Source organism: Halomonas saccharevitans (genome assembly GCF_032333995.1).
In the GTDB taxonomy this organism is placed as follows: Bacteria; Pseudomonadota; Gammaproteobacteria; order Pseudomonadales; family Halomonadaceae; genus Halomonas; species Halomonas saccharevitans.
Genome location: NZ_JAVXUR010000004.1, coordinates 65,668 through 88,196 on the forward strand (window position 1 = coordinate 65,668; position 22,529 = coordinate 88,196).

Below are 22,529 nucleotides of genomic sequence, written 5' to 3' on the forward strand. Positions count from 1 at the left end.
GGGATCGGGTCGCCGGCGTTCAGCTGTCGCTCGGTTCCTGTGGTTCGTCGGTGATCAGGGTGCCGACACCTGCGTTGGTGAAGATCTCCAGCAGGGTAGCGTGAGGCACTCGGCCGTCGATGATGTGGGCACTCTTGGCGCCGCCCTTCACCGCCTCCAGCGCGCAGCGGATCTTCGGCAGCATGCCGCCGTGGATGGTGCCGTCGGCGATCAGCTCATCGACCTGGCCGGTGGTCAGGCCGGTGAGCACCTCGCCCTCGGCGTTCATCAAGCCGGCCACGTTGGTCAGCAGCATCAGCTTCTCGGCGTCCAGGGCCTCGGCCACCTTGCCGGCGACGAGGTCGGCGTTGATGTTGTAGCTCTTGCCTTTCTCATCCACCCCGATAGGCGCTATCACCGGGATGAAGTCACGGGCGGCGAGCATCTCGATCAGGTCGGTGGAGATGTGCTCCACCTCGCCGACGTGGCCGATGTCGATGATCTCCGGCGCGGTCATCTCCGGGCTCTGGTGCTCGACCTGGAGCTGGCGGGCGCGGATCTGGGCGCCGTCCTTGCCGGTCAGGCCGATCGCCTTGCCGCCGCACTGGTTGATCAGGTTGACGATGCCCTTGTTGACCAGCCCGCCCAGCACCATCTCCACCACGTCCATGGTCTCGGCGTCGGTGACCCGCATACCGTTGACGAAGCGCGACTCGATGTTGAGCTTGGCCAGCAGGTCGCCGATCTGCGGGCCGCCGCCATGCACCACCACCGGATTGATGCCGACCTCCTTCATCAGCACCATGTCGCGGGCGAAGGAGTCGATCAGGGTGTCTTCGGTCATGGCGTTGCCGCCGTACTTCACCACCACGGTCTTGCCGGAGAAACGCTGGATGTAGGGCAGCGCCTCGGAGAGCACCTCCACCACCTGGCGCGGGTCGCGAGTCTGTTCGGTCATCGGTCGAGTTCCCTGTCCTGTTTCATCTGGCGAGCGCTCCCTGGGTGAGCGCGCGTGCCGAGCAGTCATGTGGCGAGCCGCCCCTCAGCGGGGCAGCTCGAGTTCGGGTGACACCTGGGCGAGGGCGTCGGCGAAGCGGGCGCGGATGCGGGTGAGCGCCGCCTCGTCCTTGCCCTCGAAGCGCAGCACCAGCACCGGCGTGGTGTTGGAGGCGCGACACAGGCCCCAGCCGTCGGGGTAGTCGACGCGGATGCCGTCCAGGGTGGTCTTGATGCCGTCGTCGCCGAAGTCGCCCTCCCGCGCCAGCCGGTCCACCAGGGCGAACTTGGTCTCGTCGGTCACGGCGATGTTGATCTCCGGCGTGCCCAGGTCCTGGGGGTAGCGGGCGAAGAAGTTGTCGGCGTCCTGGGTCTCGGGCTGCTTCGCGAGGATCTCGAGCAGTCGTGCCGCGGCGTAGAGGCCGTCGTCGAAGCCGTACCAGCGCTCCTGGAAGAAGATGTGACCGCTCATCTCGCCGGCAAGCGCCGCGCCGGTCTCCTTCATGCGCGCCTTGATCAGCGAGTGACCGGTGCGCCACATCTCGGGGGTGCCGCCCGCTTCCTCGATCACCCGGGTCAGGTTGCCGGTGCACTTGACGTCGAAGATCACGCGGGCGCCCGGGTTGCGCGACAGCATGTCCTCGGCGAAGGCCATCAGCAGGTGATCGGGGTAGATCAGCGCTCCGCTCGGCGTGATCACGCCCAAGCGGTCACCGTCGCCGTCGAAGGCCAGGCCGATATCGGCGCCGGTCTCCTGCACGGTGAGGATCAGATCCGTCAGGTTCTCGGGTTTGCCCGGGTCCGGATGGTGGTTGGGGAAGGTGCCGTCGATCTCGGCGAACAGCGGGATCGTCTCGGCGCCCAGGCGCTCGACCAGCGCCGGGCCGAGCTCGCCGGCCACGCCGTTGCCGCAGTCGACCACGGCCTTGAGTGGGCGGGAAAGCGTGACGTCGCCGAGGATGCGCTCGAGGTAGGCGTCGCGCACGTCTTCCTGGCGCGTCTGGCCCTGGCCCTCGGCGAGATCATGGGTCGCGATGCGGGTGTGCAGCGCGGTGATCGCCTCGCCGGAGAGCGTCTCGCCGCCCAGCACGATCTTGAAGCCGTTGTAGTCCGGCGGGTTGTGGCTGCCGGTGACCATCACGCCGGAGGCGGTGCCCTCGAGAACGTGGGTGGCGAAGTAGAGCATCGGGGTGGGGACCATGCCGACGTCGACCACGTCGCACCCGGTCGACGTCAGGCCGCGGGTCAGGGCCTCGAGCAGCCGCGGCCCCGAGAGGCGCCCGTCGCGGGCGACGACCACGGTGGAATCGCCGCGGGCGAGGGCCTCGCTGCCGATGGCGCGGCCGATCTGCTCGACTCCGGTCTCGGTCAGGGTGTCGTCGACGATGCCGCGGATGTCGTAGGCGCGGAAGATCGAGGCGGGTACGGTCTCTGGGGTCATGGGGTCCATCCGTTGTGGGGGTGCGAGGGGCTCAGTGCCGGCCCGAACTGCCGAAGCCGCCGGTGCCACGTTGGCCGGTGCCATGCTGGCCGTCGCCGCGGAGGCTTCCGTCGAAGTCGTCGACGATCTCGAGTTCGGCCTGCACCACGGGCACGAGCACGTACTGGGCCAGCCGCTCGAAGGGCTCGATGGTGAAGGGCGCGTCGCCACGGTTCCAGGTGGAGATCATCAGCTCGCCCTGGTAGTCGGAATCGATCAGGCCGACCAGGTTGCCCAGCACGATGCCGTGCTTATGGCCCAGGCCCGAGCGGGGCAGGATCATCCCGGCGAGGCCCGGATCGGCGATGTGGATGGCGAGCCCGGTGCGAATCAGCTCGCACTGGCCGGGCGCCAGGGTCAGCGGGGCGTCGAGCAGGGCGTGCAGGTCCATGCCGGCGGAGCCGTCGGTGGCATAGCGGGGCATCACGTCGCGCAGGCGCTCGTCGAGTAGCTTGACGGCGAGACGCGGGCGTTCTGGGGCGAGAGACATCGGGGCTCCTCGGGATGCGGTGTCAGGGGGTATGTCGGGCCGTCAGGCAGGCCAGGGCGCGGCGCATCACCGCCAGGGCGAGGCGGGCCTTGGGTTGGGGCGAGAGCGCCTCGCGGCCCTCGGCCTGGCCGTCGCGCCACAGCAGCAGGGCGGCGTTGTGATCGGTGCCGAAGCCGATCTCGGGGTCGGAAACGTCGTTGGCGACGATCATGTCCAGCCCCTTGCGGGTCAGCTTGTCCCGGGCATAGGCCTCGAGGTCGCGGGTCTCGGCGGCGAAACCCACCACGAAGGGGCGATCCGCCAGGGCTGCCACCGCGGCGATGATATCCGGGTTCTTGACCAGGCGCAGGGTGAGGCCGTCCTCGCCGTCGACCTTCTTGATCTTGTGCTCGGCGGCCGTCGCGGCGCGGTAGTCGGCCACGGCGGCGCAGCCGATGAAGAGATCGCTGTCGGGCGCCAGCCGCTGGGCGGCCTCATGCATTTCCCGGGCGCTCTCCACATCGATGCGCTCCACGCCCTCGGGGGTGGGCAGGGTCACCGGGCCGCTGATCAGCCGCACCCGGGCGCCGAGCGAAGCCGCGGCGGCTGCCAGGGCGAAGCCCATCTTGCCGGAGCTGTGGTTGGAGAGGTAGCGCACCGGGTCCAGCGCCTCCCGGGTGGGGCCGGCGGTGATGGTCACGGTCAGGCCGTCGGCCTCGCGCGCCTCGGCGGGCGCGGCGTTGGGCGTCACGGAGAAGGGCAAGGCCTCGGGCGCCATGGCTGTCGCGGCGTCGGGCGCCTTAGCTGGCGCGGCTTTGGGCGCCATAGACAGCAGCGCCTCGACGATCGCTTCGGGCTCCCACATGCGCCCCGGCCCCACGTCGCCGCAGGCTTGGTCGCCGCTGTCCGGCCCCAGCAGGCGCCAGCCGTCCTGGGCGAGCCGGTCGGCGTTGCGCAGGGTGGCGGGATGGCGCCACATGGCCTGGTTCATCGCCGGGGCCATCACCATCTCGGCGTCGCTCGCCAGGCACAGCGTGGTCAGCAGGTCGTTCGCGAGGCCCTGGGCGAGGCGCGCCATCAGGTCGGCGGTCGCCGGGGCGATCAGGATGGTGTCGGCCCAGCGAGCCAGCTCGATGTGGCCCATGCCGGCCTCGGCCTCAGGGTCGAGCAGCGAGGTGCGCACCGGCTCGCCGGTCAGTGCCTGCAGCGTCAGCGGCGTGATGAAGGCCTGGGCGCCCTCGGTCATGACCACGCGTACCTCGCAGCCCGCCTGCTTGAGCAGGCGGGCGAGCTGGGCGCTCTTGTAGGCGGCGATGCCGGCACTGATGCCGAGCAGTATGCGGTGGCCCGCATTTGGGCGGCCCGCATTCGGGCGGCCGCTGCGCCGTGGACCGGGCAGTGTAGACATGGTGATATCCGAGCGGGAATCGGGCCTCATACCTTACCATCGGCGCCCGACCTTGCGTAGCCGCTGGCCCGACTACACTGATACACACGAACGTCGGGCAGGGAGGCCGAGATGTCGATTCGCGACTGGCCGGAAGGGGAGCGTCCTAGAGAGAAGCTGCTGGCACTCGGCGTGGAGGCGCTCTCCGATGCTGAGCTTCTGGCAATATTTTTGCGTGTGGGGGTGGCGGGACGCTCGGCGGTGGATCTGGCGCGCGACCTGCTGACGTCCTTCGGCGGCCTGCGGCCGCTGCTCGAGGCCGACCAGGCGCGCTTCTGCGCAGAGCGCGGCATCGGCACGGCCACCTTCGTGCAGCTCCAGGCCACCCTGGAGCTGTCGCGGCGCCACCTCGCGAGCCAGCTCGAGCGCGGTCACGCCCTGACGTCGCCCACGCTGGTGCGCGCCTACCTCGCCGCGAAGCTTCGCCATCTCGGCCATGAGGAGTTCGCCGCGCTCTTCCTCGACAGCCAGCATCGGGTGATCCGCTACGAGTCGCTGTTTCGCGGCACCCTGGACAGCGCCTCGGTCTATCCCCGCGAGGTGGCTCGTCGTGCCCTGGCGCTGGGCGCCGGGGCGGTGATCTTCGCGCACAACCATCCCTCCGGTTTGGCTGAGCCTTCCGATGCCGACCGGCGCATCACCGAGCGGCTGCGCGAGGCGCTCTCGCTGTTCGAGATTCGCGTGCTGGACCATTTCGTGGTCGGGGATGGAGAAGTGGTCTCCTTCGCCGAGCGGGGATGGCTGTGATGGGGATAAGCCAGGATCGTGATAGGAAAAATGCGCGCGGGCCGCTATAATGCCGCACCGGTTGCGCTGGGCCCTTTGGTACGGGTCCCGCCTGTCATCGCCGTATGCCGCGCCACCCTGGGTGTCGCGAGGCCATGCCACGCCCTCATCGGATCATCGCCGCGTCGCTTGCCGACTGTGGCGGTCTCTGGTATAAAGTGCAGCCTTTGAATTCCCTTGGGTCAAATGACAACGGGGTCGTCCCGGTTTGCCCGACAGGTTTTGAACACTCAGGTCTATACACCTGGCCAAGCGGTTGGAGGCTCTCATGTCCAAAGTATGTCAGGTTACCGGCAAGCGCCCGGTGACTGGTAACAACGTTTCACACTCCCAGCGCAAGACTCGCCGTCGTTTCGTGCCGAATCTGCATTCCCACCGTTTCTGGGTGGAGTCCGAGAAGCGCTTCGTCAAGCTGCGCGTCTCCTCCAAGGGCATGCGCATCATCGACAAGAAGGGCATCGAGGCGGTGCTCGGCGATATTCGCAAGCGCGGCGAAGCCGTCTAAGCGTTCCACCAGGGGAGACACGTCATGCGTGACAAGATCAGAATGATTTCCAGTGCCGGTACCGGCCACTTCTACACCACCGACAAGAACAAGCGGAACACTCCGGACAAACTCGAGAAGAAGATGTTTGATCCGACGATCCGCAAGCACGTGATGTACAAGGAAGGCAAGATCAAGTAAGACTTGGTCGCTTCCGCCGCAGGTACGAGCCTGTCAGCCTGAACCCGGCCCGATGGTCGGGTTCTTGCGTATCCTCGCTTCTCCGGACGAGACCATGCCCGAGCTGCCCGAAGTCGAGACCACCCGCCGCGGCATCGCGCCCCACGTGGAGGGCCGGCAGATCACCGAGGTGATCGTCCGCCAGGTCCGCCTGCGCGTACCGGTGCCGGTGGATATGGTCGAGCGCCTGGTCGGGGCGCGGATCGGCGCTCTCGCGCGCCGCGCCAAGTACCTGCTGGTGCCGCTGGTGGATTCGGAGTCTGGCGACTCGGTGGGCACCCTGCTCTGGCACCTGGGCATGTCCGGCAGCCTGCGGCTCGCCCGCCTCGGCGAGCTGCCGAAGAAGCATGACCACATCGATCTGGTGCTCGACGATGGCGGCATCCTGCGCTATCACGATCCGCGCCGCTTCGGCTTCGTCGACTGGCTCGCCGAGGACTCGACAGCGGACCCGCGGCTCGCCCGGCTGGGGCCGGAGCCGCTCTCCGACGCCTTCGACGGTGGCCGGCTCTTCGACCTGTCCCGCCGTCGGCGCCTCGCGGTGAAGCCCTTCCTGATGGACAACGCCGTGGTGGTGGGGGTGGGCAACATCTACGCCGCCGAGGCGCTGTTCCTGGCCGGCATCGACCCGCGCCGGGCCGCCGGGCGTATCTCCCGGGAGCGCTTCGACCGCCTCGCCGCGGCAGTTCGCGAGGTGCTGGCGGCCGCCATCACCCAGGGCGGTACCACCCTGCGCGACTTCGTCGGCGGCACCGGCGAGCCCGGCTACTTCAAGCAGCGCCTCAACGTCTACGGTCGCGACGGCGAGCCCTGCCGACGCTGCGGCGCCGAGCTGCGCCTGGTGACCCTGGGGCAGCGGGCCAGCGTGTTCTGCGGCCAGTGCCAGACCTGATCGATCCCCTCTTTCCCTTGCGAGACCCCTCATGACCCAGCACACCCTGCGCCTGAAGAAGAATGCCGACCGTCGCCTCAAGGCCGGCCATCTGTGGCTCTACTCCAACGAGATCGACATCCAGGCCACGCCACTCAAGGACATCGTTCCCGGCACGCAGGTGGTGGTCGAGGCGGCCAACGGCAAGGGCATGGGCGTGGCCTACGTCAATCCGCACTCGCTGATTTGCGCGCGGATGGTCTCCCGCGATCCCAAGCAGGAGCTCGACCGCTCGCTGCTGGTGCACCGCCTGAACCAGGCGCTGGCCCTTCGCCAGCGGCTCTTCGACAAGCCTTTCTACCGCCTGGTGCACGGCGAGGGGGACCTGTTGCCGGGGCTGATCATCGACCGCTTCGGCGACGTCGTTGTGGTCCAGCTCAATACCGCCGGCATGCAGGCCGTAGCCGACGAGCTGCTGGATGCCCTGGAGAAGGTGCTCTCGCCGGCGGCCGTGGTGTTCCGTAACGACACCAGCGGGCGTCGCCAGGAGGGCCTCGAGGCGAACATTGAGGTGGTGAAGGGCGAGTTGCCCGACCAGGTGCTGCTGGAGGAGAACGGCGTGCGCTTCGTCGTGCCGGTGCTCGATGGCCAGAAGACCGGCTGGTTCTATGATCACCGGGTCAACCGCACCTGGCTCAATGGCCTGGTCGGCGGCAAGCGAGTGCTCGACCTGTTCAGCTACATCGGCGGCTGGGGCGTGCAGGCCGCGGCCAGCGGTGCCAGCGAAGTGTTCTGCGTGGATGCCTCCGGCGCGGCCCTCGAGCGGGTCGCCGAGAACGCCACCCTCAACGGCCTGCATGAGCAGGTGTCGGTGGGCGAAGGCGATGCCTTCGAGGTGCTCGCCGCCCTCAAGGCCGAGGGAGAGGAGTTCGACGTGGTGATCCTCGACCCGCCGGCCTTCATCCGCAAGCGCAAGGACATCCCCAACGGCGAGCGTGCCTACGGCAAGCTCAACCGCGAGGCGATGCGCCTGCTCGGCCGCGACGGCCTGCTGCTTTCGGCCTCGTGCTCCATGCACCTGGCGCCGGAGCGCCTGGTGGACGTGGTGCGCGGCGCGGTGCGCCATCAGGACCGCCAGGGCCAGATTCTCTTCCAGGGCCATCAGGGGCCGGATCATCCGGTGCATCCGGCGATCCCCGAGACCGCCTACCTGAAGGCCCTGGGCGTGCGCGTCTTCCGGGACTAGCTCGCGATGGTGCCCGGCTACGTTCGCGCCTTCGCCCATTCCAATGCGCTGCTGGTCAGTCACGTGCATAACGTGCTGACCGCGGCCGGCATTCCGGTGGCGCTGCGCAACCTGACCCTGGGCGGCGGCGCCGGCGAATTGCCGCTGGGCGAGTGCGAGCCGGAGGTCTGGGTGGCGGCCCACAACCGCGAGCGGGCCGAGGCGTTGATCCGCCAGGCCCTCCATGGGGGAAGCGAGCGCCCGGCCTGGACCTGTAGCGGTTGCGGCGAGCGCCTCGAGGGCGCCTTCGATACCTGCTGGCACTGCGGTGCCACCCGGGAGGGATGGGACTAGCGCGTCACGCGGGCAGGGAAGATGCCCGTCTCTCCGCGTGATCGTCACTGCCGCTCGGCCCTGGCCACAGGGTTTTCTGTAGACGCCTTCTCTCCTAGAAGATTTTCCGGTGAAAAAGCCGGTGTCTACTCATCCTTTTTGTTCTTTTGCGTGGACTCTTCGTGTATCGACTGCCTGTGCTGTAATGGGGGAACACCGATTCCGTCACCCAACGCAGGAGCGTGCCATGCAGATCGCCGTGCCCAAGGAAATCAAGAACCACGAGTACCGCGTCGCCCTCACCCCCTCGGGGGCCCGGGAGCTTGTCGGCCGTGGCCATGCGGTCACCGTGCAGGCCGGGGCCGGCGAGGGCGCCGGCTTCCATGACGCCGCCTATGAGGCCGCCGGGGCTCGCCTCGAGGCCGATGTGGCGAAGGTCTGGGGCGAGGCCGAGCTGATCCTCAAGGTCAAGGAGCCCCAGGCCGAGGAGGTCGCCCGGCTCGCCAAGGGCCAGACGCTCTTCACCTACCTGCATCTGGCCGCCGAGGAGACGCTGACCCGCGGCCTCATGGAGAGCGGCGCCACCTGTATCGCCTACGAGACCGTCACCGATCGTCAGGGCGGGCTGCCGCTGCTGGCGCCGATGAGCACCGTGGCCGGCCGCATGGCCGTGCAGGCGGGCGCCCACAGCCTGGAGAAGGCTCAGGGCGGGGCCGGCGTGCTGCTGCCCGGCGTGCCCGGCGTAGCCCCGGCCAAGGTGGCCGTGATCGGCGGCGGCGTGGTGGGCGAGAACGCCGCCCGCATGGCGCTGGGCCTGGGCGCCGAGGTCACGGTGCTCGACACCTCCATCCCGCGCCTCGAGACCCTGGACGATCGCTACCAGGGGCGCATGAAGACCGTCTTCTCCACCGCCGACGCCATCGACGAGGCGGTGCGCGAGTGCGACCTGATCGTCGGTGCCGTGCTGATTCCCGGCGCCGCCGCGCCCAAGCTGATCACCCGCGAGATGCTTGCCGAGATGAAGCCGGGCAGCGTGCTGGTGGACGTGGCCATCGACCAGGGCGGCTGCTTCGAGACCAGCCGGCCCACCACCCACGCCGAGCCGACCTATATCGTCGATGGCGTCGTGCACTACTGCGTGGCCAACATGCCCGGCGCCGTGGCGCGCACCTCCACCCAGGCGCTGACCAACGCCACCCTGCCGTTCGTGCGGGCGCTGGCCGACAAGGGCTGGCGGCAGGCCCTGGCCGACGACCCGCACTTCACCGCCGGCCTCAACGTCCATGACGGCCAGGTCACCTACCAGGCGGTAGCCGAGGCTTTTGGACTGGAGTACATCGTGCCAGATAAGCTGTTGGGCTGATACCTCTGCGTGCACCACCGAGGCAAGCGGCGCCGGGGATAGGCCGTAAAGGAGGTCCTACGCCAGGGGTGAGGAGGATTCCTCCGAACGGGCTGGCCATGGATGGCCAGCACCGGGCCTGCAAGTGGAGCAGGATGCGAGAGCGCCGCAGGGCGTCGGTAGCGCCCATGGAGGGTTTCACAGCGCCTCCTTGGAGGCCTATCGCCGGAAAAGCCGCGGATCAGGGCTTGTGCCGGTTCAACCCGCCCCGGTCGCCTTGACCGGGGCCTCGCGTTACCATAGCGGCCATTCGAGAGTCAGCAGAGTCCCGCTTTCATGATCGCACCGTCCGACAAGACCCGTGTCCTCACCGGCATCACCACCACCGGCACGCCCCACCTGGGCAACTACGTGGGGGCGATCAAGCCCGCCATTGCGGCGAGCCAGGATCCGTCCGTCCAGTCCTACTACTTCCTCGCCGACCTGCATGCGCTGATCAAGTGCCCGGATCCGCGGCGGGTGCAGGAGTCGCGCCTGGAGATCGCCGCCACCTGGCTGGCGCTGGGGCTGGATACCGATAACGCCATCTTCTACCGCCAGTCGGACGTGCCGGAGATCCCGGAGCTGACCTGGATGCTCTCCTGCGTCTGCGCCAAAGGCCTGATGAACCGCGCCCACGCCTACAAGGCGGCGGTGGCCGAGAACGAGGCCGCCGGCAATCAGGATCCGGACAAGGGCATCACCATGGGGCTGTTCGGCTATCCGGTGCTGATGGCGGCTGACATCCTGATGTTCAACGCTCACAAGGTGCCGGTGGGCCGCGACCAGATCCAGCACATCGAGATGGCGCGCGACATCGGCGGGCGCTTCAATCACCTCTACAAGGGGCAGTACTTCACCCAGCCCGAGGCGGTGGTCGACGAGCAGGTCGAGGTGCTGGGCGGCCTCGATGGACGCAAGATGTCCAAGAGCTACGACAACACCATCCCGCTGTTCGCCTCCGAGAAGAAACTCCAGAAGCTGGTGCGCAAGATCAAGACCAACTCCCTGGAGCCCGGCGAGCCCAAGGACCCGGCGAGCTGCACGCTGTTCCAGATCTTCTCGGCCTTCGCGACGGCCGACGAGACCAAGGCCATGCGTGGCGAGTACGCCAACGGCATCGGCTGGGGCGAGGCCAAGAACCGTGTCTTCGAGCTGCTCAACGAGCAGCTGCGCGAGCCCCGCGAGCGCTATCAGGGGCTGATGGAGGATCCCGGTCATATCGAGCAAGTGCTGCTCCAGGGCGCCGAGCGGGCCCGTGCCGAGGCGGCGCCCTTCATGGATCGCCTGCGCCAGGCGGCGGGGCTCGGCCGCTTCGTCTGAGCGTCGCCTGAGCCATGCTCACGGCCTCGGGCCGGGCCCCTTGTGGGCCCGGCTCTTTTATTGCCGGATCGAATGAAAACCATCCATACGATGATTTCACGTTCTGCCCCGGATTCGTTAGTCTGCGCGCTAACCTGACCACTGATCCAGACGCCTCCGGAGGCTCCGTCATGAGTGAACTCGCCCTGTCGCGGCGCTCCCGTCTGACCCTGCCGACCCTCGCCGCCGCCGGCCTGCTGCTGGGAGCGCTGGCCGTGGGCAGCGCCTTCGGCGCCCGTATAGGGGGGCTGATGGTGGTGGGGGGGCTGCTCGGCATGGTGCTCTACCACGCCGCCTTCGGCTTCACCTCCGCCTGGCGGGTCTTCATCACCGAGCGTCGTGGCCGCGGCCTGCGCGCGCAGATGCTGATGCTGGCCATCGCCGTGGCGCTGTTCTTCCCAGCGCTCTCGGACGGCAGCCTGTTCGGCCAGTCCGTCACCGGTTTCGTGGCGCCCATCGGCGTGTCGGTGATCGTCGGCGCCTTCCTGTTCGGGCTCGGCATGCAGCTGGGCGGCGGCTGCGCCTCCGGTACCCTGTTCACGGCCGGGGGCGGCAACGCCCGCATGCTGATCACCCTGCTGTTCTTCGTGGTCGGCTCGGTGATCGGCACGGCCCACTTCGCCTGGTGGCAGAGCCTGCCAGCTTTCCAGCCGGTCTCGCTGGTCAAGACCGCCGGTGCCGGCGGCGGCATCGCGATCAGTGTTGCGCTGTTCGCCGCCATCGCGGGGCTTACCGTGGTGATGGAGCGTCGCCGCCACGGCCAGCTGGAGCAGGCGCCTCGGGTCGATGTCGGCAATCGGCGCTGGCTCACCGGCCCCTGGCCGCTGCTGGCCGGCGCCGTGGCGCTGGCGCTGCTCAACTTCGCCACCCTGTCGCTCGCCGGCCGCCCCTGGGGGGTGACCTCGGCCTTCGCGCTCTGGGGCGCCAAGGGCTTCGAGCTGCTGGGCGGCGACGTCGGCCAGTGGGGCTACTGGCAGGCCCCATGGAACGCCAGGGCGCTCGAGGCCAGCGTGTGGGGGGACATCACCACGGTGATGAACGTCGGCATCATGGTCGGCGCCCTGGTGGCAGCGTCGCTCGCCGGCAAGTTCGCCCCCAGCCTGCGCATCCCGGCGCGCTCGGTGCTCGCCGCGGTGATCGGCGGCATCCTGCTGGGCTACGGGGCTCGCCTGGCGTTCGGCTGCAACATCGGCGCCTATTTTGGCGGCATCGCCTCCGGCAGCCTGCATGGCTGGGTGTGGCTGGTGGCGGCCTTCGCGGGCAACATGCTCGGGGTCAAACTGCGGCCCTTCTTCTTCGACGGGCGTGCCGCCCGGGTGTCGACAGCGAAGGGCTGCTGAGCCGCGTTTTCGTCTGCATCCAAGGCGCCCCGGCCCCCGGCCGGGGCGTCGTTGTTTTCGGCGTGGTAGAGTGTCGCCAAAGGCGCCGGTAGAGCGCCAACGGCCCGTTCCAGTCACCCTATCGAGGCGAGAGATGACCATCGAACACAAGCGCGCCCTCTACATTCCCTATGCCGGTCCACCGCTGCTCGAGATGCCGCTGCTCAACAAGGGCAGTGCCTTCACCCGTGAGGAGCGCCTGGAGTTCAACCTGATCGGGCTGCTGCCACAGAATGTGGAGACCATCGAGGAACAGGCGGAACGGGCCTATCGACAGTACAGCCAGTGCCAGAACGACCTCGACAAGCACATCTACCTGCGGGCGATCCAGGACGACAACGAGACCCTCTACTACCGGCTGGTCTCCGAGCATCTCGAGGAGATGCTGCCGATCATCTACACCCCCACTGTCGGCAAGGCGTGCGAGGAGTTCTCCAACATCTATCGCAACCACCGCGGTCTCTTCATCGCCTATCCCGACCGCGATCGCATGGACGACATCCTCAGGAGCTCCACCAAGGACAACGTCAAGGTGATCGTGGTCACCGACGGCGAGCGCATCCTGGGGTTGGGCGACCAGGGCATCGGCGGCATGGGCATCCCCATCGGCAAGCTGGCGCTCTACACCGCCTGTGGCGGTATCAGCCCGGCCTATACCCAGCCGATCATGCTCGACGTGGGCACCAACAACCAGGCGCTGCTCGACGATCCCATGTACATGGGCTGGCGCCACCGGCGGGTCTCTCAGGAAGAGTACGACGCCTTCATGGCGGAGTTCATCACCGCGGTTAAGCGCCGCTGGCCGAACGCGCTGCTGCAGTTCGAGGACTTCGCCCAGGCCAACGCCCTGCCGCTGCTGGATCGCTATCGTGACCAGCTGTGCTGCTTCAACGACGACGTCCAGGGCACGGCCTCGGTGGTGGTGGGCACCCTGATGGCGGCCTGCCAGGCGCGCGACGAGGGCATCGGCCAGCAGCGAGTGGTGTTCGTGGGCGCCGGCTCCGCCGGCTGCGGCATCGCCGAGCAGGTGGTGGTGGCCATGCAGGCCGAGGGGCTGACCGAGAAGGAGGCGCGCTCGCGCATCTACATGGTCGATCGCGAGGGTCTGGTCACCAATGAGCAGGCCTGGCTGCGCGAATTCCAGGGGCGCCTCGCCCACGACCCGGCCCTGGTGGCCGAGTGGGAAGGCCAGTCGCTGCTCGAGGTGGTACGCCGGATCGAACCCACGGTGCTGATCGGGGTCTGTGGCATGCCGGGCATCTTCACCGAGGAGGTGGTGCGCGCCATGCACGCCAACTGCGAGATGCCGCTGATCATGCCGCTTTCCAACCCCACCTCCCGGGCCGAGGCGGTGCCTGAGGACGTGATCCGCTGGACCGATGGCCAGGCCCTGGTCGCCACCGGCAGTCCCTTCCCGCCGGTCGAGCACGACGGCCGGAGCATTCCCATCGCCCAGTGCAACAACGCCTACATCTTCCCGGGCATCGGCCTGGGCGTGGTGGCGGCCGGGGCGAAGCGGGTCACCGATGCCATGCTGATGGCCTCGTCCCGAGCGCTGGCCCGCGAGGCGCCGCTGGTCAAGGAAGGGAAGGGCGCGCTGCTGCCGCCGCTCTCACAGATTCGCGAGCTCTCCAAGGCGATCGCCTTCGACGTCGCCGCCCAGGCCCAGGGCGAGGGCGTGGCGCTGAAGACCAACGGCATCAAGCTGCGCCAGGCCATCGAGCGCAACAGCTGGACGCCGGAGTATCGGCGCTATCGTCGCCGCTCCTTCTGAGCGGATTCCGGGCATGAAATAGGCCCCGCCGGTTTTCCGGCGGGGCCTTTTCGTTGCTCGTCATGGTGGAAGGGCTCGGGCTCTTTCGGCGACAGGCCCGGGGGTGCCGGACCATCGATGAGGCGCTGTGACCCCACCCCTGGGCGCTACCGATGCCCTGCGTCACTTTCGCATCCTGCTCCGCTAGCAGGGCCGGTGCTGGCCATCCATGGCCAGCCCGTTCGGAGGAATCCTCCTCACCCTTGGCATCGGACCCCCTCTTAGGCCTGTCCCCGACAGCCTCTCGCCCGTTGGTGTCAGGCCGACCCAATCATCTTGCGCAGCACGTAGTGGAGGATGCCGCCGTGGCGGTAGTACTCCAGCTCGTTGGCGGTATCGATGCGGCACAGCGCCTCGATCTTCTTCTCGCCCTTGTCGCTCTTGATGGTCACCTTGACCTTGCCGCCGGGCGTGAGCTCACCGAGCCCCTCGATGGAGACCTGTTCGTCACCGGTCAGGCCCAGCGTCGTGCGGCTCTCTCCCTCCGGGAACTGTAGCGGCACCACGCCCATGCCGATCAGGTTGGAGCGGTGGATGCGCTCGTAGGATTCGGCCAGCACCGCGCGCACGCCGAGCAGGCGGGTGCCCTTGGCCGCCCAGTCGCGGCTGGAGCCGGTGCCGTACTCCTTGCCAGCGATCACCACCAGCGGTGTGCCTTCCTGCTGGTATTGCATGGCGGCATCGTAGATCGCCATCTGCTCGCCGCTCGGCACGTGGCGCGTCTCGCCGCCGACCACGCCGTCGAGCATCTCGTTTTTGATGCGCACGTTGGCGAAGGTGCCGCGCATCATCACCTCGTGGTTGCCGCGCCGCGAGCCGTAGGAGTTGAAGTCCACCGGCTTGACGCCGTGTTCCTGCAGGTAGCGCCCGGCGGGGCTATCGGGCTTGATGGCGCCGGCGGGGGAGATGTGGTCGGTGGTCACCGAGTCGCCCAGCATGGCGAGCACCCGGGCGTCCTTGACGTCCTCGATGGCCTCGGGGGTGCGGCCCATGCCTTCGAAGAAGGGTGGGTGCTGGATGTAGGTGGAGTCCTCGGACCACTGGTAGACCTTGCTCTGCGGTACCTCGATGGCCTTCCAGACCTCGTCGCCGTCGAAGACCTCGGCGTACTCCTTGCGGAACATCTCGGTGTTGACCTGCTCCACGGCCTCGGCGATCTCCGCCTGGCTCGGCCAGATGTCCTTGAGGAACACCGGCTCGCCGTCCTGGTCGGTGCCCAGCGGGTCGCGGGTCAGGTCGCGCTGAACGTTACCGGCCAGCGCATAGGCGACCACCAGGGGCGGCGAGGCGAGCCAGTTGGTCTTGACCAGCGGATGTACGCGGCCCTCGAAGTTACGGTTGCCTGAGAGCACCGAGGCGACGGTCATGTCGCTGCCGTTGATGGCCTCCTCGATGGGCTCGGCCAGCGGGCCGGAGTTGCCGATGCAGGTGGTGCAGCCGTAGCCCACCAGGTTGAAGCCCAAGGCATTCAGGTCCTCCTGCACGCCGCCGGCTGCCAGGTAGTCGGTGACCACCTTGGAGCCCGGCGCCAGCGAGGTCTTGACCCAGGGCTGGGTGGTGAGCCCCTTCTCGCGAGCCTTTCTGGCCAGCAGGCCGGCGGCCATCATCACGCTGGGGTTGGAGGTGTTGGTGCAGGAGGTGATGGCGGCGATCACCACGGCGCCCGGGTTGAGCTTGAAGCTCTTGCCGTCGAGGTCGACGTCCTGGCTGGTGTGGTGTTCGTAGCTCTCCTCGACGCCCACGGCGGTCTGGCCGCCCTCGGACTGCCAGTTGCCCTGCTCTTCCTCCGTGGCCTTGTCGCCGTTGTCGGCCAGCAGCGTCGCGAAGGTGGTCTTCATGTCCTTCAGGGTGACCCGGTCCTGGGGCCGCTTGGGGCCGGCCAGGCTCGCCTCGACCTCGGTCATGTCCAGCGCCAGGGTGTCGCTGAAGATCGGCTCATCGCCGGGCTCGCGCCACAGGCCCTGCGCCTTGCTGTAGGCCTCGACCAGCGCCAGCTGCGCGTCGTCGCGGCCGGTCAGGCGCATGTAGGTGAGGGTCTCGTCGTCCACCGGGAAGAAGCCGCAGGTCGCGCCGTACTCCGGCGCCATGTTGGCGATGGTGGCGCGGTCGGCCAGCGGCAGGTCCTTGAGGCCGTCGCCGTAGAACTCGACGAACTTGCCCACCACGCCCTTCTTGCGCAGCATCTCGGTGACGGTCAGCACCAGATCGGTGGCGGTGATGCCCTCGCGCAGCTTGCCGGTGAGCTTGAAGCCGACCACCTCGGGAATCAGCATCGAGACCGGCTGGCCGAGCATGGCCGCCTCGGCCTCGATTCCGCCGACGCCCCAGCCGAGCACGCCCAGGCCGTTGATCATGGTGGTGTGGGAGTCGGTGCCGACCAGGGTGTCGGGGTAGGCCAGGGTCTTGCCGTCCTGCTCCTTGGTCCACACGGTCTGGCCCAGGTACTCCAGGTTCACCTGGTGGCAGATGCCGGTGCCGGGCGGCACCACGCGGAAGTTGTCGAAGGCCTGCTGGCCCCAGCGCAGGAATTCGTAGCGCTCGTGGTTGCGCTCCATCTCGATGGCCACGTTGTCCTTGAACGCCGTGGGGTTGCCGAACTTGTCGACCATCACCGAGTGATCGATGACCAGGTCCACCGGGGAGAGCGGGTTGATGCGGGCGGGATCCTCGCCGAGCGACTCCACCGCGGCGCGCATGGAGGCCAGGTCGACGACGCCGGGCACACCGGTGAAGTCCTGCATCAGCACCCGGGCCGGACGATAGCCGATCTCGCGATCGGAGTGGCCCTGCTGCTGCCAGTCGACCAGCGCCTGCAGGTCCTCGCGCTCGACGCTATCGTCATCGGCGAAGCGCAGCTGGTTCTCCAGCAGGATCTTCAGCGTCTTGGGCAGGCGGTCGATGTTGCCGAGCGCCTCGGCGGCCTTGGGCAGGCTGTGGAAGTGGTAGGTATGGCCGCCGGCGTCCAGCGTCTCCATGGTATCCGGTAGGGAGTCGTTGCTCATGCTGTCTGTCCTCCTTTCGCATCGCGGGGAGTAGGGGGCACCATCCTGGCACCTCCTCGGTACATGGTCATGATAGAAGGCGTTTTCAAGCGCTGCCCGGGACCGGCAGTGGCCGGACGCCCTTGAAATGGCGGGCCTGGCCCTCCATATTGCTGCAACATCACACGAGGGCGGTGAACGTCGAATGAACGAGGAACAGCTCGAGTCGCGGGAGGTGCACTGCCCCTACTGCGATACGCCGTTCGACCTGCTGGTCGATCTCTCCCAGGGCAGTCACGCCACCTGGGAAGATTGCCCGCGGTGCTGTGCCCCGATCCAGCTGCGCATCGATGTCTCGCCGGTCAGCGGCGAGCTCGACTCGCTTTCGCTGGGGCGTGACGACGACGTGCTCTAGTCGGCGCTGCTCTCCGGGGCCGCAAGAACATCGCATCGTCGGGCTCACCGCACTGGCCCCAGCGGCCTGAGCCATGCCGGCATGCGTCGGCATCGCCCAGCCCACTGTGCCACTCCCGACTCCACGAGGTCATTCCATGAGCGACGCGCGTCACGAACGCCTGATCATCCTCGGCTCCGGCCCCGCCGGCTACACGGCGGCCGTCTATGCGGCCCGCGCCAACCTCAAGCCGCTGCTGATCACCGGTATCCAGGCCGGCGGTCAGCTGACCACCACCACCGATGTCGACAACTGGCCGGGCGATGACGAAGGCGTTCAGGGCCCCGAGCTGATGGAGCGCATGAAGCGCCACGCCGAGCGCTTCGACACCGAGGTGCTGTTCGATCACATCAGCGAGGTCGAGCTGCGTGAGAAGCCCTATACCCTGAAGGGCGATGGCGGCACCTATACCTGTGATGCGCTGATCATCGCCACCGGCGCCAGCGCCCGCTACCTGGGGTTGCCCTCCGAGCAGGCGTTCATGGGCCAGGGCGTCTCGGCCTGCGCGACCTGCGACGGCTTCTTCTATCGCAAGCAGGAGGTCGTGGTGGTTGGCGGCGGCAACACCGCGGTGGAGGAGGCGCTCTACCTCTCCAACATCGCCTCGAAGGTGACCCTGGTGCATCGACGCGATAGCCTGCGCGCCGAGAAGATCCTCCAGGACAAGCTCTTCGAGAAGGCCGAGAACGGCAACGTGGTGCTCGAGTGGAACCAGACCCTCGACGAGGTGCTGGGCGACAACAGCGGCGTGACCGGCGTGCGGCTTCGCTCCACCGAGACCGGCGAGACCAGGGAGCTGGAGGCACCGGGGGTGTTCATCGCCATCGGCCACAGCCCCAACACCGGCATCTTCGAGGGGCAGCTGGAGATGGCCGGCGGCTACATCCGGGTGCAGTCCGGCCTTGCGGGCAACGCCACCGCCACCAGCGTGCCGGGCGTGTTCGCCGCCGGCGACGTCATGGACCATGTCTACCGCCAGGCCGTGACGTCCGCCGGCACCGGCTGCATGGCGGCGCTGGACGCCGAGCGCTACCTCGACGAGCTCTGATAGCGCCAAGTCGTAAGCGCCGAGCGCCAAGCTGACAAGTGCCCGCAGAGTTGTTGGTGCTGAAACAACATTGACCCCGTTGGTTGTGAAAGCCAGCGGGGTCAATGGTTGATGCAAGCCGGGCCTAAGCGATGATTCTGCGGCGCTCGGCGCTCGGCGCTCGGCGCTTGTGGCTAGTAGTGCGGCGGCCGCTCGTCCTCGGGGCGGGAGGCCGCCGCATCGCCCTCCTGCAGTGTCCGCTGCTGGTCGCGCAGCCGCTCCTGCATCAGCGCATTGATCCGCTCGAGCTGGGTCAGGCGCCGTTCCTGGCCGGTCACGGCCTCGTCCAGGGTGTCGAGCCAGTGCTCCTGGTAGGCGATCCGGCTCTCGAGGGCCTCCAGGCGGCGGGCCAGCTCGTCAGGCGTCGTTGCATCGCTCATGATAGAATCCTTGTGCTGCGTGTCGCCGTTCATCGTGGCACCTTCATGCATGAGGGTCCCTTTCTTCCTTTCACCACTACTAGAGAGTTTTACAGGTCCATGAATCGAAAGGTCGTGTTTCGTTGCAGTCTCATCAGCCTGCTGCTGGCCGCTCCGGCGCCGCTGCTGATCGCCCTGCTCGTCCATCTCACCGGCGGCGTGTTGTCCCGTGAGCTGTTTGCCAGTCTCGAGGTCGGCGGCGTTGCCGCGGTCTATTTTGCCACCGCGGTCGCGGTGTTTCTGGTGCTGCTGATCGCCACCCTGGCGCTCAACGCGCTGACGCCGCAATTGGTCAACCTGGCCGAGGTCGAGGACGACGATCGCGAGATCGGCGAGGTCAAGTGGTTCAACGTCAACAAGGGTTACGGCTTCATCACCCGCGACGACGGCGAGGATGTCTTCGTGCACTTCCGAGCCATTCGCGGGCGCGGGCATCGCACCCTGGCCGAGGGCCAGAAGGTGCGCTACCACGTCATCCAGAATGAGCGGGGGCTGCAGGCCGACGACGTCACCGTGATTACGTGAATCGAAGCGCCTGCGCTCGCCCAGGCGTTGTTGGAGGCGCGACTCGCGCGCGAGCCCGGTCGAGATGCTCATTTACTAACGTAAACTCCGCTCTCACGCCGCACTTCCGCCTAGCCTGGTCATCGCTCGGCAGCTTCTGGCTTGGAAAGGCCGCTGGATGCAAGCCTGTAGACATCGCCCCGCCTCGAGCGGGGCGATGTCGTTTTGGGCTCACTGGCCGGAGTCGGGCCAGTCGATCGGCCGCTCGGTGCCGTCGGGCAGCACCTGCAGGAAGCGGTCCGGATCGTCGCCGGGCTGCCAGCCGCCCAGCGAGCAGCGCACCTCGCACTCCAGCCGTCGGGCGGCCTCGCGGGCGCACTCGGCGTCCGTCGCCCAGGGCGTGTGCGAGCTGTCGAACCACAGGCTGGCGAAGCCGTCGGCGGCCTTCTCCATCAGCAGCACCGGCACCGGCGTCTCGTCCGTCCCGCCGCGGGTGCGCCACTGGCGCTTGCCGGCCGGGGCCAGCGCCTCGGCGCCGATGGCCTCGGCGAGCCAGGCGTTCAGGCGCGCAATGTCGCCGCGGGCCAGATAGATCTCGATATCGGGATAGGATTCCATGGGTGCCTCAGGGCCGCGCCGTGCCGTTGACGAAGAGCCGTGCGAGGATTGCCTCGTAGACTTGGCTCAGGTCGTCGAGGTCGGCGGCGCGCACCCGCTCGTTGACCTGGTGGATGGTGGCGTTGCAGGGGCCGAGCTCGACCACCTGGCTGCCCAGGGTGGCGATGAAGCGCCCGTCGGAGGTGCCCCCGGAGGTGGAGAGCGTCGGTCGGATCCCCACGGCATCCTCCACGCCGGCCACGGCGGCCTCGACCAGGTCGCCCTCGGCGGTCAGGAAGGGCTCGCCGTTGAGCGTCCAGTCCAGCCGGTAGTCGAGGCCATGGGCATCGAGCAGCGCTTCGGTGCGGGTCTTGAGCTGCTCGTGGGTCACCTCGGTGGAGAAGCGGAAGTTGAACACCACTTCCACGTCGCCGGGGATGACGTTGGTGGCGCCGGTGCCCGAGCGGAGGTTGGAGATCTGGAAGCTGGTCGCCGGGAAGAAGGCGTTGCCCTCGTCCCAGTGCTCGTGGGTCAGGGCGTCCAGGGCGGGCATCGCCTGGTGAATGGGATTGCGCGCCAGGTGCGGGTAGGCCACGTGACCCTGGATGCCCTTGACGTGCAGCACGCCGCCCAGCGAGCCGCGCCGGCCGTTCTTGATGACGTCGCCGAGGCGGTCGGTGGAGGAGGGCTCGCCGACGATGCAGTAGTCGAGGCGGTCGTGGGTCTCGCGCAGGTGCTCGACCACGGCGCGGGTGCCGTCCACCGCCGGGCCCTCCTCGTCGGAGGTGATCAGAAAGCCGATCCGCCCGTGATGATCCGGGTGGGCCGCGATGAAGCGCTCCACCGCGGTGACCATCGCCGCCAGGCTGCCCTTCATGTCGGCGGCGCCGCGGCCCCTGAGCATGCCGTCGTCGTCGATGACGGGCTCGAAGGGCGGGGTGTCCCAGTGCAGGTGCGGGCCGCTCGGCACCACGTCGGTGTGGCCGGCGAAGGCCAGCAGCGGGCCATGGTGGCCGCGGGTGGCCCAGAAGTTCTCCACGTCGCCGAACGGCAGGCGCTCGATGTGGAAGCCGAGCGCCTCCAGGCGCTCGATCATCAGCGCCTGGCAGCCCAGGTCATCCGGCGTCACCGAGGGACGCCGGATCAGCTCGCAGGCGAGCGCCAGGGTCGGCGAGAGTTCGGCGGCCTCAGTTGTGGGCATGCAGCGCCTCGTTCAGCGCGATGGCGCTCTTGTTGGTGAGGCACTCGATGCGGCCGTTCTGGGAGTTGCGGCGCAGCAGCAGGTCGTCCTGGCCGGCCAGCTCGCGGGCGGCCACGGTGCTGGCGACCTGGCCCTGATCATCGAGCACGGTGACCTTGGCCCCGGCGGTGAGGTAGAGGCCGGACTCCACGGTGCAGCGATCGCCCAGCGGGATGCCGATGCCGGCATTGGCGCCGATCAGGCAGCCTTCGCCAACCTTGATGACGATGTTGCCGCCGCCGGAGAGAGTGCCCATTGTCGAGCAGCCGCCGCCGAGATCCGAGCCCTTGCCGACCATCACGCCGGCGGAGATGCGGCCCTCGATCATGCCCGGGCCTTCGGTGCCGGCGTTGAAGTTGACGAAGCCCTCGTGCATCACCGTGGTGCCCTCGCCGAGGTAGGCGCCCAGGCGCACCCGGGCGGTGTCGCCGATGCGCACGCCGGTCGGCACCACGTAGTCGGTCATCTTGGGGAACTTGTCGACGCAGTCCACGGAGAGCGGGCGCCCTTCCAGGCGAGCCTTGAGGCGACGAGCCGGCAGCTCCTCGATGTCGATCGCACCTTCGCTGGACCAGGCGATGTTGCGCAGCAGGCCGAACATGCCGGTGAGATCCAGGCCGTGGGGCCTGACCAGGCGATGGGAGAGCAGGTGCAGCTTGAGGTAGACCTCCGGGGCGCTCTGCGGCGGGGCATCGACGTCGAGGAACATCGCCACCAGCGGACGCTGGCTGGCCGCCAGGGTCTCGGCCAGCTCGGCCTGTTCCGGGTGGCCGGCGTCACGCAGCGCCCCGGCCAGCGCGCCGCACTGCTCGGGCAGGAAGCTCACCGCGGCGTTGCCGTCGGGGGCGTCGAGCACCTCGGCGGCGGCGGCCACCAGGCTCGCGTCCGGGCCGAGCAGCGGGGTCGGGTAGTAGATCTCCAGCCAGTCGCCCTGGGTGTTCTGGGTGCCGATTCCGAGTGCAAAGCTCAGCATGGGGGTGTCCTCTGAAAGCGTGGGGAGGG

The 22,529-nt window shown here is 68.2% G+C and carries 22 protein-coding genes; 13 read left to right on the plus strand and 9 right to left on the minus strand.

Features of this window, described 5'->3' with window-relative positions; translation table 11 throughout:
• Positions 1 to 19 precede the first annotated feature (19 nt).
• The 4 genes from argB to coaBC form a co-directional block, all read right to left on the minus strand.
• Positions 20 to 937 carry an acetylglutamate kinase gene (gene argB, locus RSO68_RS10795; protein WP_089849864.1) on the minus strand — a complete coding sequence of 306 codons (918 nt, stop codon included), beginning with the start codon at positions 935 to 937 and terminating at the stop codon, positions 20 to 22.
• Between the two features lie 84 nt (positions 938 to 1,021).
• Positions 1,022 to 2,416: a phosphomannomutase/phosphoglucomutase gene (locus RSO68_RS10800; RefSeq protein WP_315586600.1), complete on the minus strand. Its 1,395-nt coding sequence runs from the start codon at positions 2,414 to 2,416 to the stop codon at positions 1,022 to 1,024.
• 31 nt (positions 2,417 to 2,447) lie between these two features.
• Positions 2,448 to 2,945, minus strand: coding sequence for a dUTP diphosphatase (gene dut / locus RSO68_RS10805; protein WP_315586601.1), 498 nt, complete (start codon positions 2,943 to 2,945; stop codon positions 2,448 to 2,450).
• 22 nt (positions 2,946 to 2,967) lie between these two features.
• A complete protein-coding gene (gene coaBC, locus RSO68_RS10810; protein ID WP_315586603.1) occupies positions 2,968 to 4,332 on the minus strand; it encodes a bifunctional phosphopantothenoylcysteine decarboxylase/phosphopantothenate--cysteine ligase CoaBC in 1,365 nt (454 codons plus the stop codon).
• A 111-nt stretch (positions 4,333 to 4,443) separates the two neighbouring features.
• Here coaBC and radC point away from each other — a divergent pair, with 111 nt between their 5' ends.
• The 10 genes from radC to RSO68_RS10860 all read left to right on the plus strand — a co-directional run bounded on the left by radC (position 4,444) and on the right by RSO68_RS10860 (position 14,206).
• Positions 4,444 to 5,118, plus strand: a complete 675-nt coding sequence (radC, locus tag RSO68_RS10815; RefSeq protein ID WP_315586604.1) for a RadC family protein — start codon at positions 4,444 to 4,446, stop codon at positions 5,116 to 5,118.
• 307 nt (positions 5,119 to 5,425) lie between these two features.
• Positions 5,426 to 5,662, plus strand: a complete 237-nt coding sequence (rpmB, locus tag RSO68_RS10820; RefSeq protein ID WP_040184989.1) for a 50S ribosomal protein L28 — start codon at positions 5,426 to 5,428, stop codon at positions 5,660 to 5,662.
• 24 nt (positions 5,663 to 5,686) lie between these two features.
• Positions 5,687 to 5,842: a 50S ribosomal protein L33 gene (gene rpmG, locus RSO68_RS10825; protein WP_071944136.1), complete on the plus strand. Its 156-nt coding sequence runs from the start codon at positions 5,687 to 5,689 to the stop codon at positions 5,840 to 5,842.
• Positions 5,843 to 5,936: 94 nt separating this feature from the next.
• On the plus strand, positions 5,937 to 6,773 hold the full coding sequence (mutM, locus tag RSO68_RS10830) for a bifunctional DNA-formamidopyrimidine glycosylase/DNA-(apurinic or apyrimidinic site) lyase (RefSeq protein WP_315586605.1): 837 nt from the start codon (positions 5,937 to 5,939) through the stop codon (positions 6,771 to 6,773).
• Between the two features lie 31 nt (positions 6,774 to 6,804).
• Positions 6,805 to 7,998 carry a class I SAM-dependent rRNA methyltransferase gene (locus RSO68_RS10835; RefSeq protein ID WP_315586606.1) on the plus strand — a complete coding sequence of 398 codons (1,194 nt, stop codon included), beginning with the start codon at positions 6,805 to 6,807 and terminating at the stop codon, positions 7,996 to 7,998.
• A 6-nt stretch (positions 7,999 to 8,004) separates the two neighbouring features.
• Positions 8,005 to 8,331, plus strand: a complete 327-nt coding sequence (locus RSO68_RS10840) for a putative signal transducing protein (RefSeq protein ID WP_315586607.1) — start codon at positions 8,005 to 8,007, stop codon at positions 8,329 to 8,331.
• 226 nt (positions 8,332 to 8,557) lie between these two features.
• Positions 8,558 to 9,673: an alanine dehydrogenase gene (gene ald, locus RSO68_RS10845; RefSeq protein WP_315586608.1), complete on the plus strand. Its 1,116-nt coding sequence runs from the start codon at positions 8,558 to 8,560 to the stop codon at positions 9,671 to 9,673.
• 315 nt (positions 9,674 to 9,988) lie between these two features.
• Positions 9,989 to 11,014, plus strand: coding sequence for a tryptophan--tRNA ligase (trpS, locus tag RSO68_RS10850; RefSeq protein WP_390882403.1), 1,026 nt, complete (start codon positions 9,989 to 9,991; stop codon positions 11,012 to 11,014).
• 170 nt (positions 11,015 to 11,184) lie between these two features.
• Complete coding sequence (locus RSO68_RS10855; RefSeq protein WP_315586609.1) at positions 11,185 to 12,393, plus strand: YeeE/YedE family protein; 1,209 nt, start codon at positions 11,185 to 11,187, stop codon at positions 12,391 to 12,393.
• A gap of 133 nt (positions 12,394 to 12,526) precedes the next feature.
• On the plus strand, positions 12,527 to 14,206 hold the full coding sequence (locus RSO68_RS10860; protein ID WP_315586610.1) for an NAD-dependent malic enzyme: 1,680 nt from the start codon (positions 12,527 to 12,529) through the stop codon (positions 14,204 to 14,206).
• 296 nt (positions 14,207 to 14,502) lie between these two features.
• On the opposite strand, the gene acnA is transcribed toward RSO68_RS10860, so the two are convergent.
• Positions 14,503 to 17,247 carry an aconitate hydratase AcnA gene (gene acnA, locus RSO68_RS10865; RefSeq protein ID WP_315586611.1) on the minus strand — a complete coding sequence of 915 codons (2,745 nt, stop codon included), beginning with the start codon at positions 17,245 to 17,247 and terminating at the stop codon, positions 14,503 to 14,505.
• Between the two features lie 184 nt (positions 17,248 to 17,431).
• Between acnA and RSO68_RS10870 the strand changes: the two genes are divergently transcribed.
• Positions 17,432 to 17,641, plus strand: coding sequence for a CPXCG motif-containing cysteine-rich protein (locus RSO68_RS10870; RefSeq protein ID WP_089850234.1), 210 nt, complete (start codon positions 17,432 to 17,434; stop codon positions 17,639 to 17,641).
• A gap of 136 nt (positions 17,642 to 17,777) precedes the next feature.
• The gene (gene trxB / locus RSO68_RS10875) at positions 17,778 to 18,728 is read left to right on the plus strand and encodes a thioredoxin-disulfide reductase (RefSeq protein WP_315586613.1); all 951 of its coding nucleotides are present in this window, start codon (positions 17,778 to 17,780) and stop codon (positions 18,726 to 18,728) included.
• A 173-nt stretch (positions 18,729 to 18,901) separates the two neighbouring features.
• Here the strand turns inward: trxB and RSO68_RS10880 are convergent, their stop codons facing one another.
• A complete protein-coding gene (locus RSO68_RS10880) occupies positions 18,902 to 19,147 on the minus strand; it encodes a SlyX family protein (RefSeq protein ID WP_315586614.1) in 246 nt (81 codons plus the stop codon).
• 99 nt (positions 19,148 to 19,246) lie between these two features.
• Here RSO68_RS10880 and RSO68_RS10885 point away from each other — a divergent pair, with 99 nt between their 5' ends.
• Positions 19,247 to 19,711, plus strand: a complete 465-nt coding sequence (locus tag RSO68_RS10885; RefSeq protein ID WP_089850238.1) for a cold-shock protein — start codon at positions 19,247 to 19,249, stop codon at positions 19,709 to 19,711.
• A 210-nt stretch (positions 19,712 to 19,921) separates the two neighbouring features.
• Here RSO68_RS10885 and RSO68_RS10890 read toward each other — a convergent pair whose 3' ends face one another.
• The 3 genes from RSO68_RS10890 to dapD are packed head-to-tail and all read right to left on the minus strand — an operon-like array spanning position 19,922 to position 22,500.
• Positions 19,922 to 20,308, minus strand: coding sequence for a hypothetical protein (locus RSO68_RS10890; RefSeq protein ID WP_315586615.1), 387 nt, complete (start codon positions 20,306 to 20,308; stop codon positions 19,922 to 19,924).
• A 7-nt stretch (positions 20,309 to 20,315) separates the two neighbouring features.
• Positions 20,316 to 21,488 carry a succinyl-diaminopimelate desuccinylase gene (gene dapE, locus RSO68_RS10895; RefSeq protein ID WP_315586616.1) on the minus strand — a complete coding sequence of 391 codons (1,173 nt, stop codon included), beginning with the start codon at positions 21,486 to 21,488 and terminating at the stop codon, positions 20,316 to 20,318.
• Positions 21,475 to 22,500 (minus strand): 2,3,4,5-tetrahydropyridine-2,6-dicarboxylate N-succinyltransferase, encoded by a 1,026-nt coding sequence (gene dapD / locus RSO68_RS10900; protein ID WP_089850245.1) that lies wholly within the window; start codon positions 22,498 to 22,500, stop codon positions 21,475 to 21,477. Before dapD ends, dapE begins: the two co-directional genes overlap by 14 nt.
• Between the last annotated feature and the right edge of the window lie 29 nt (positions 22,501 to 22,529).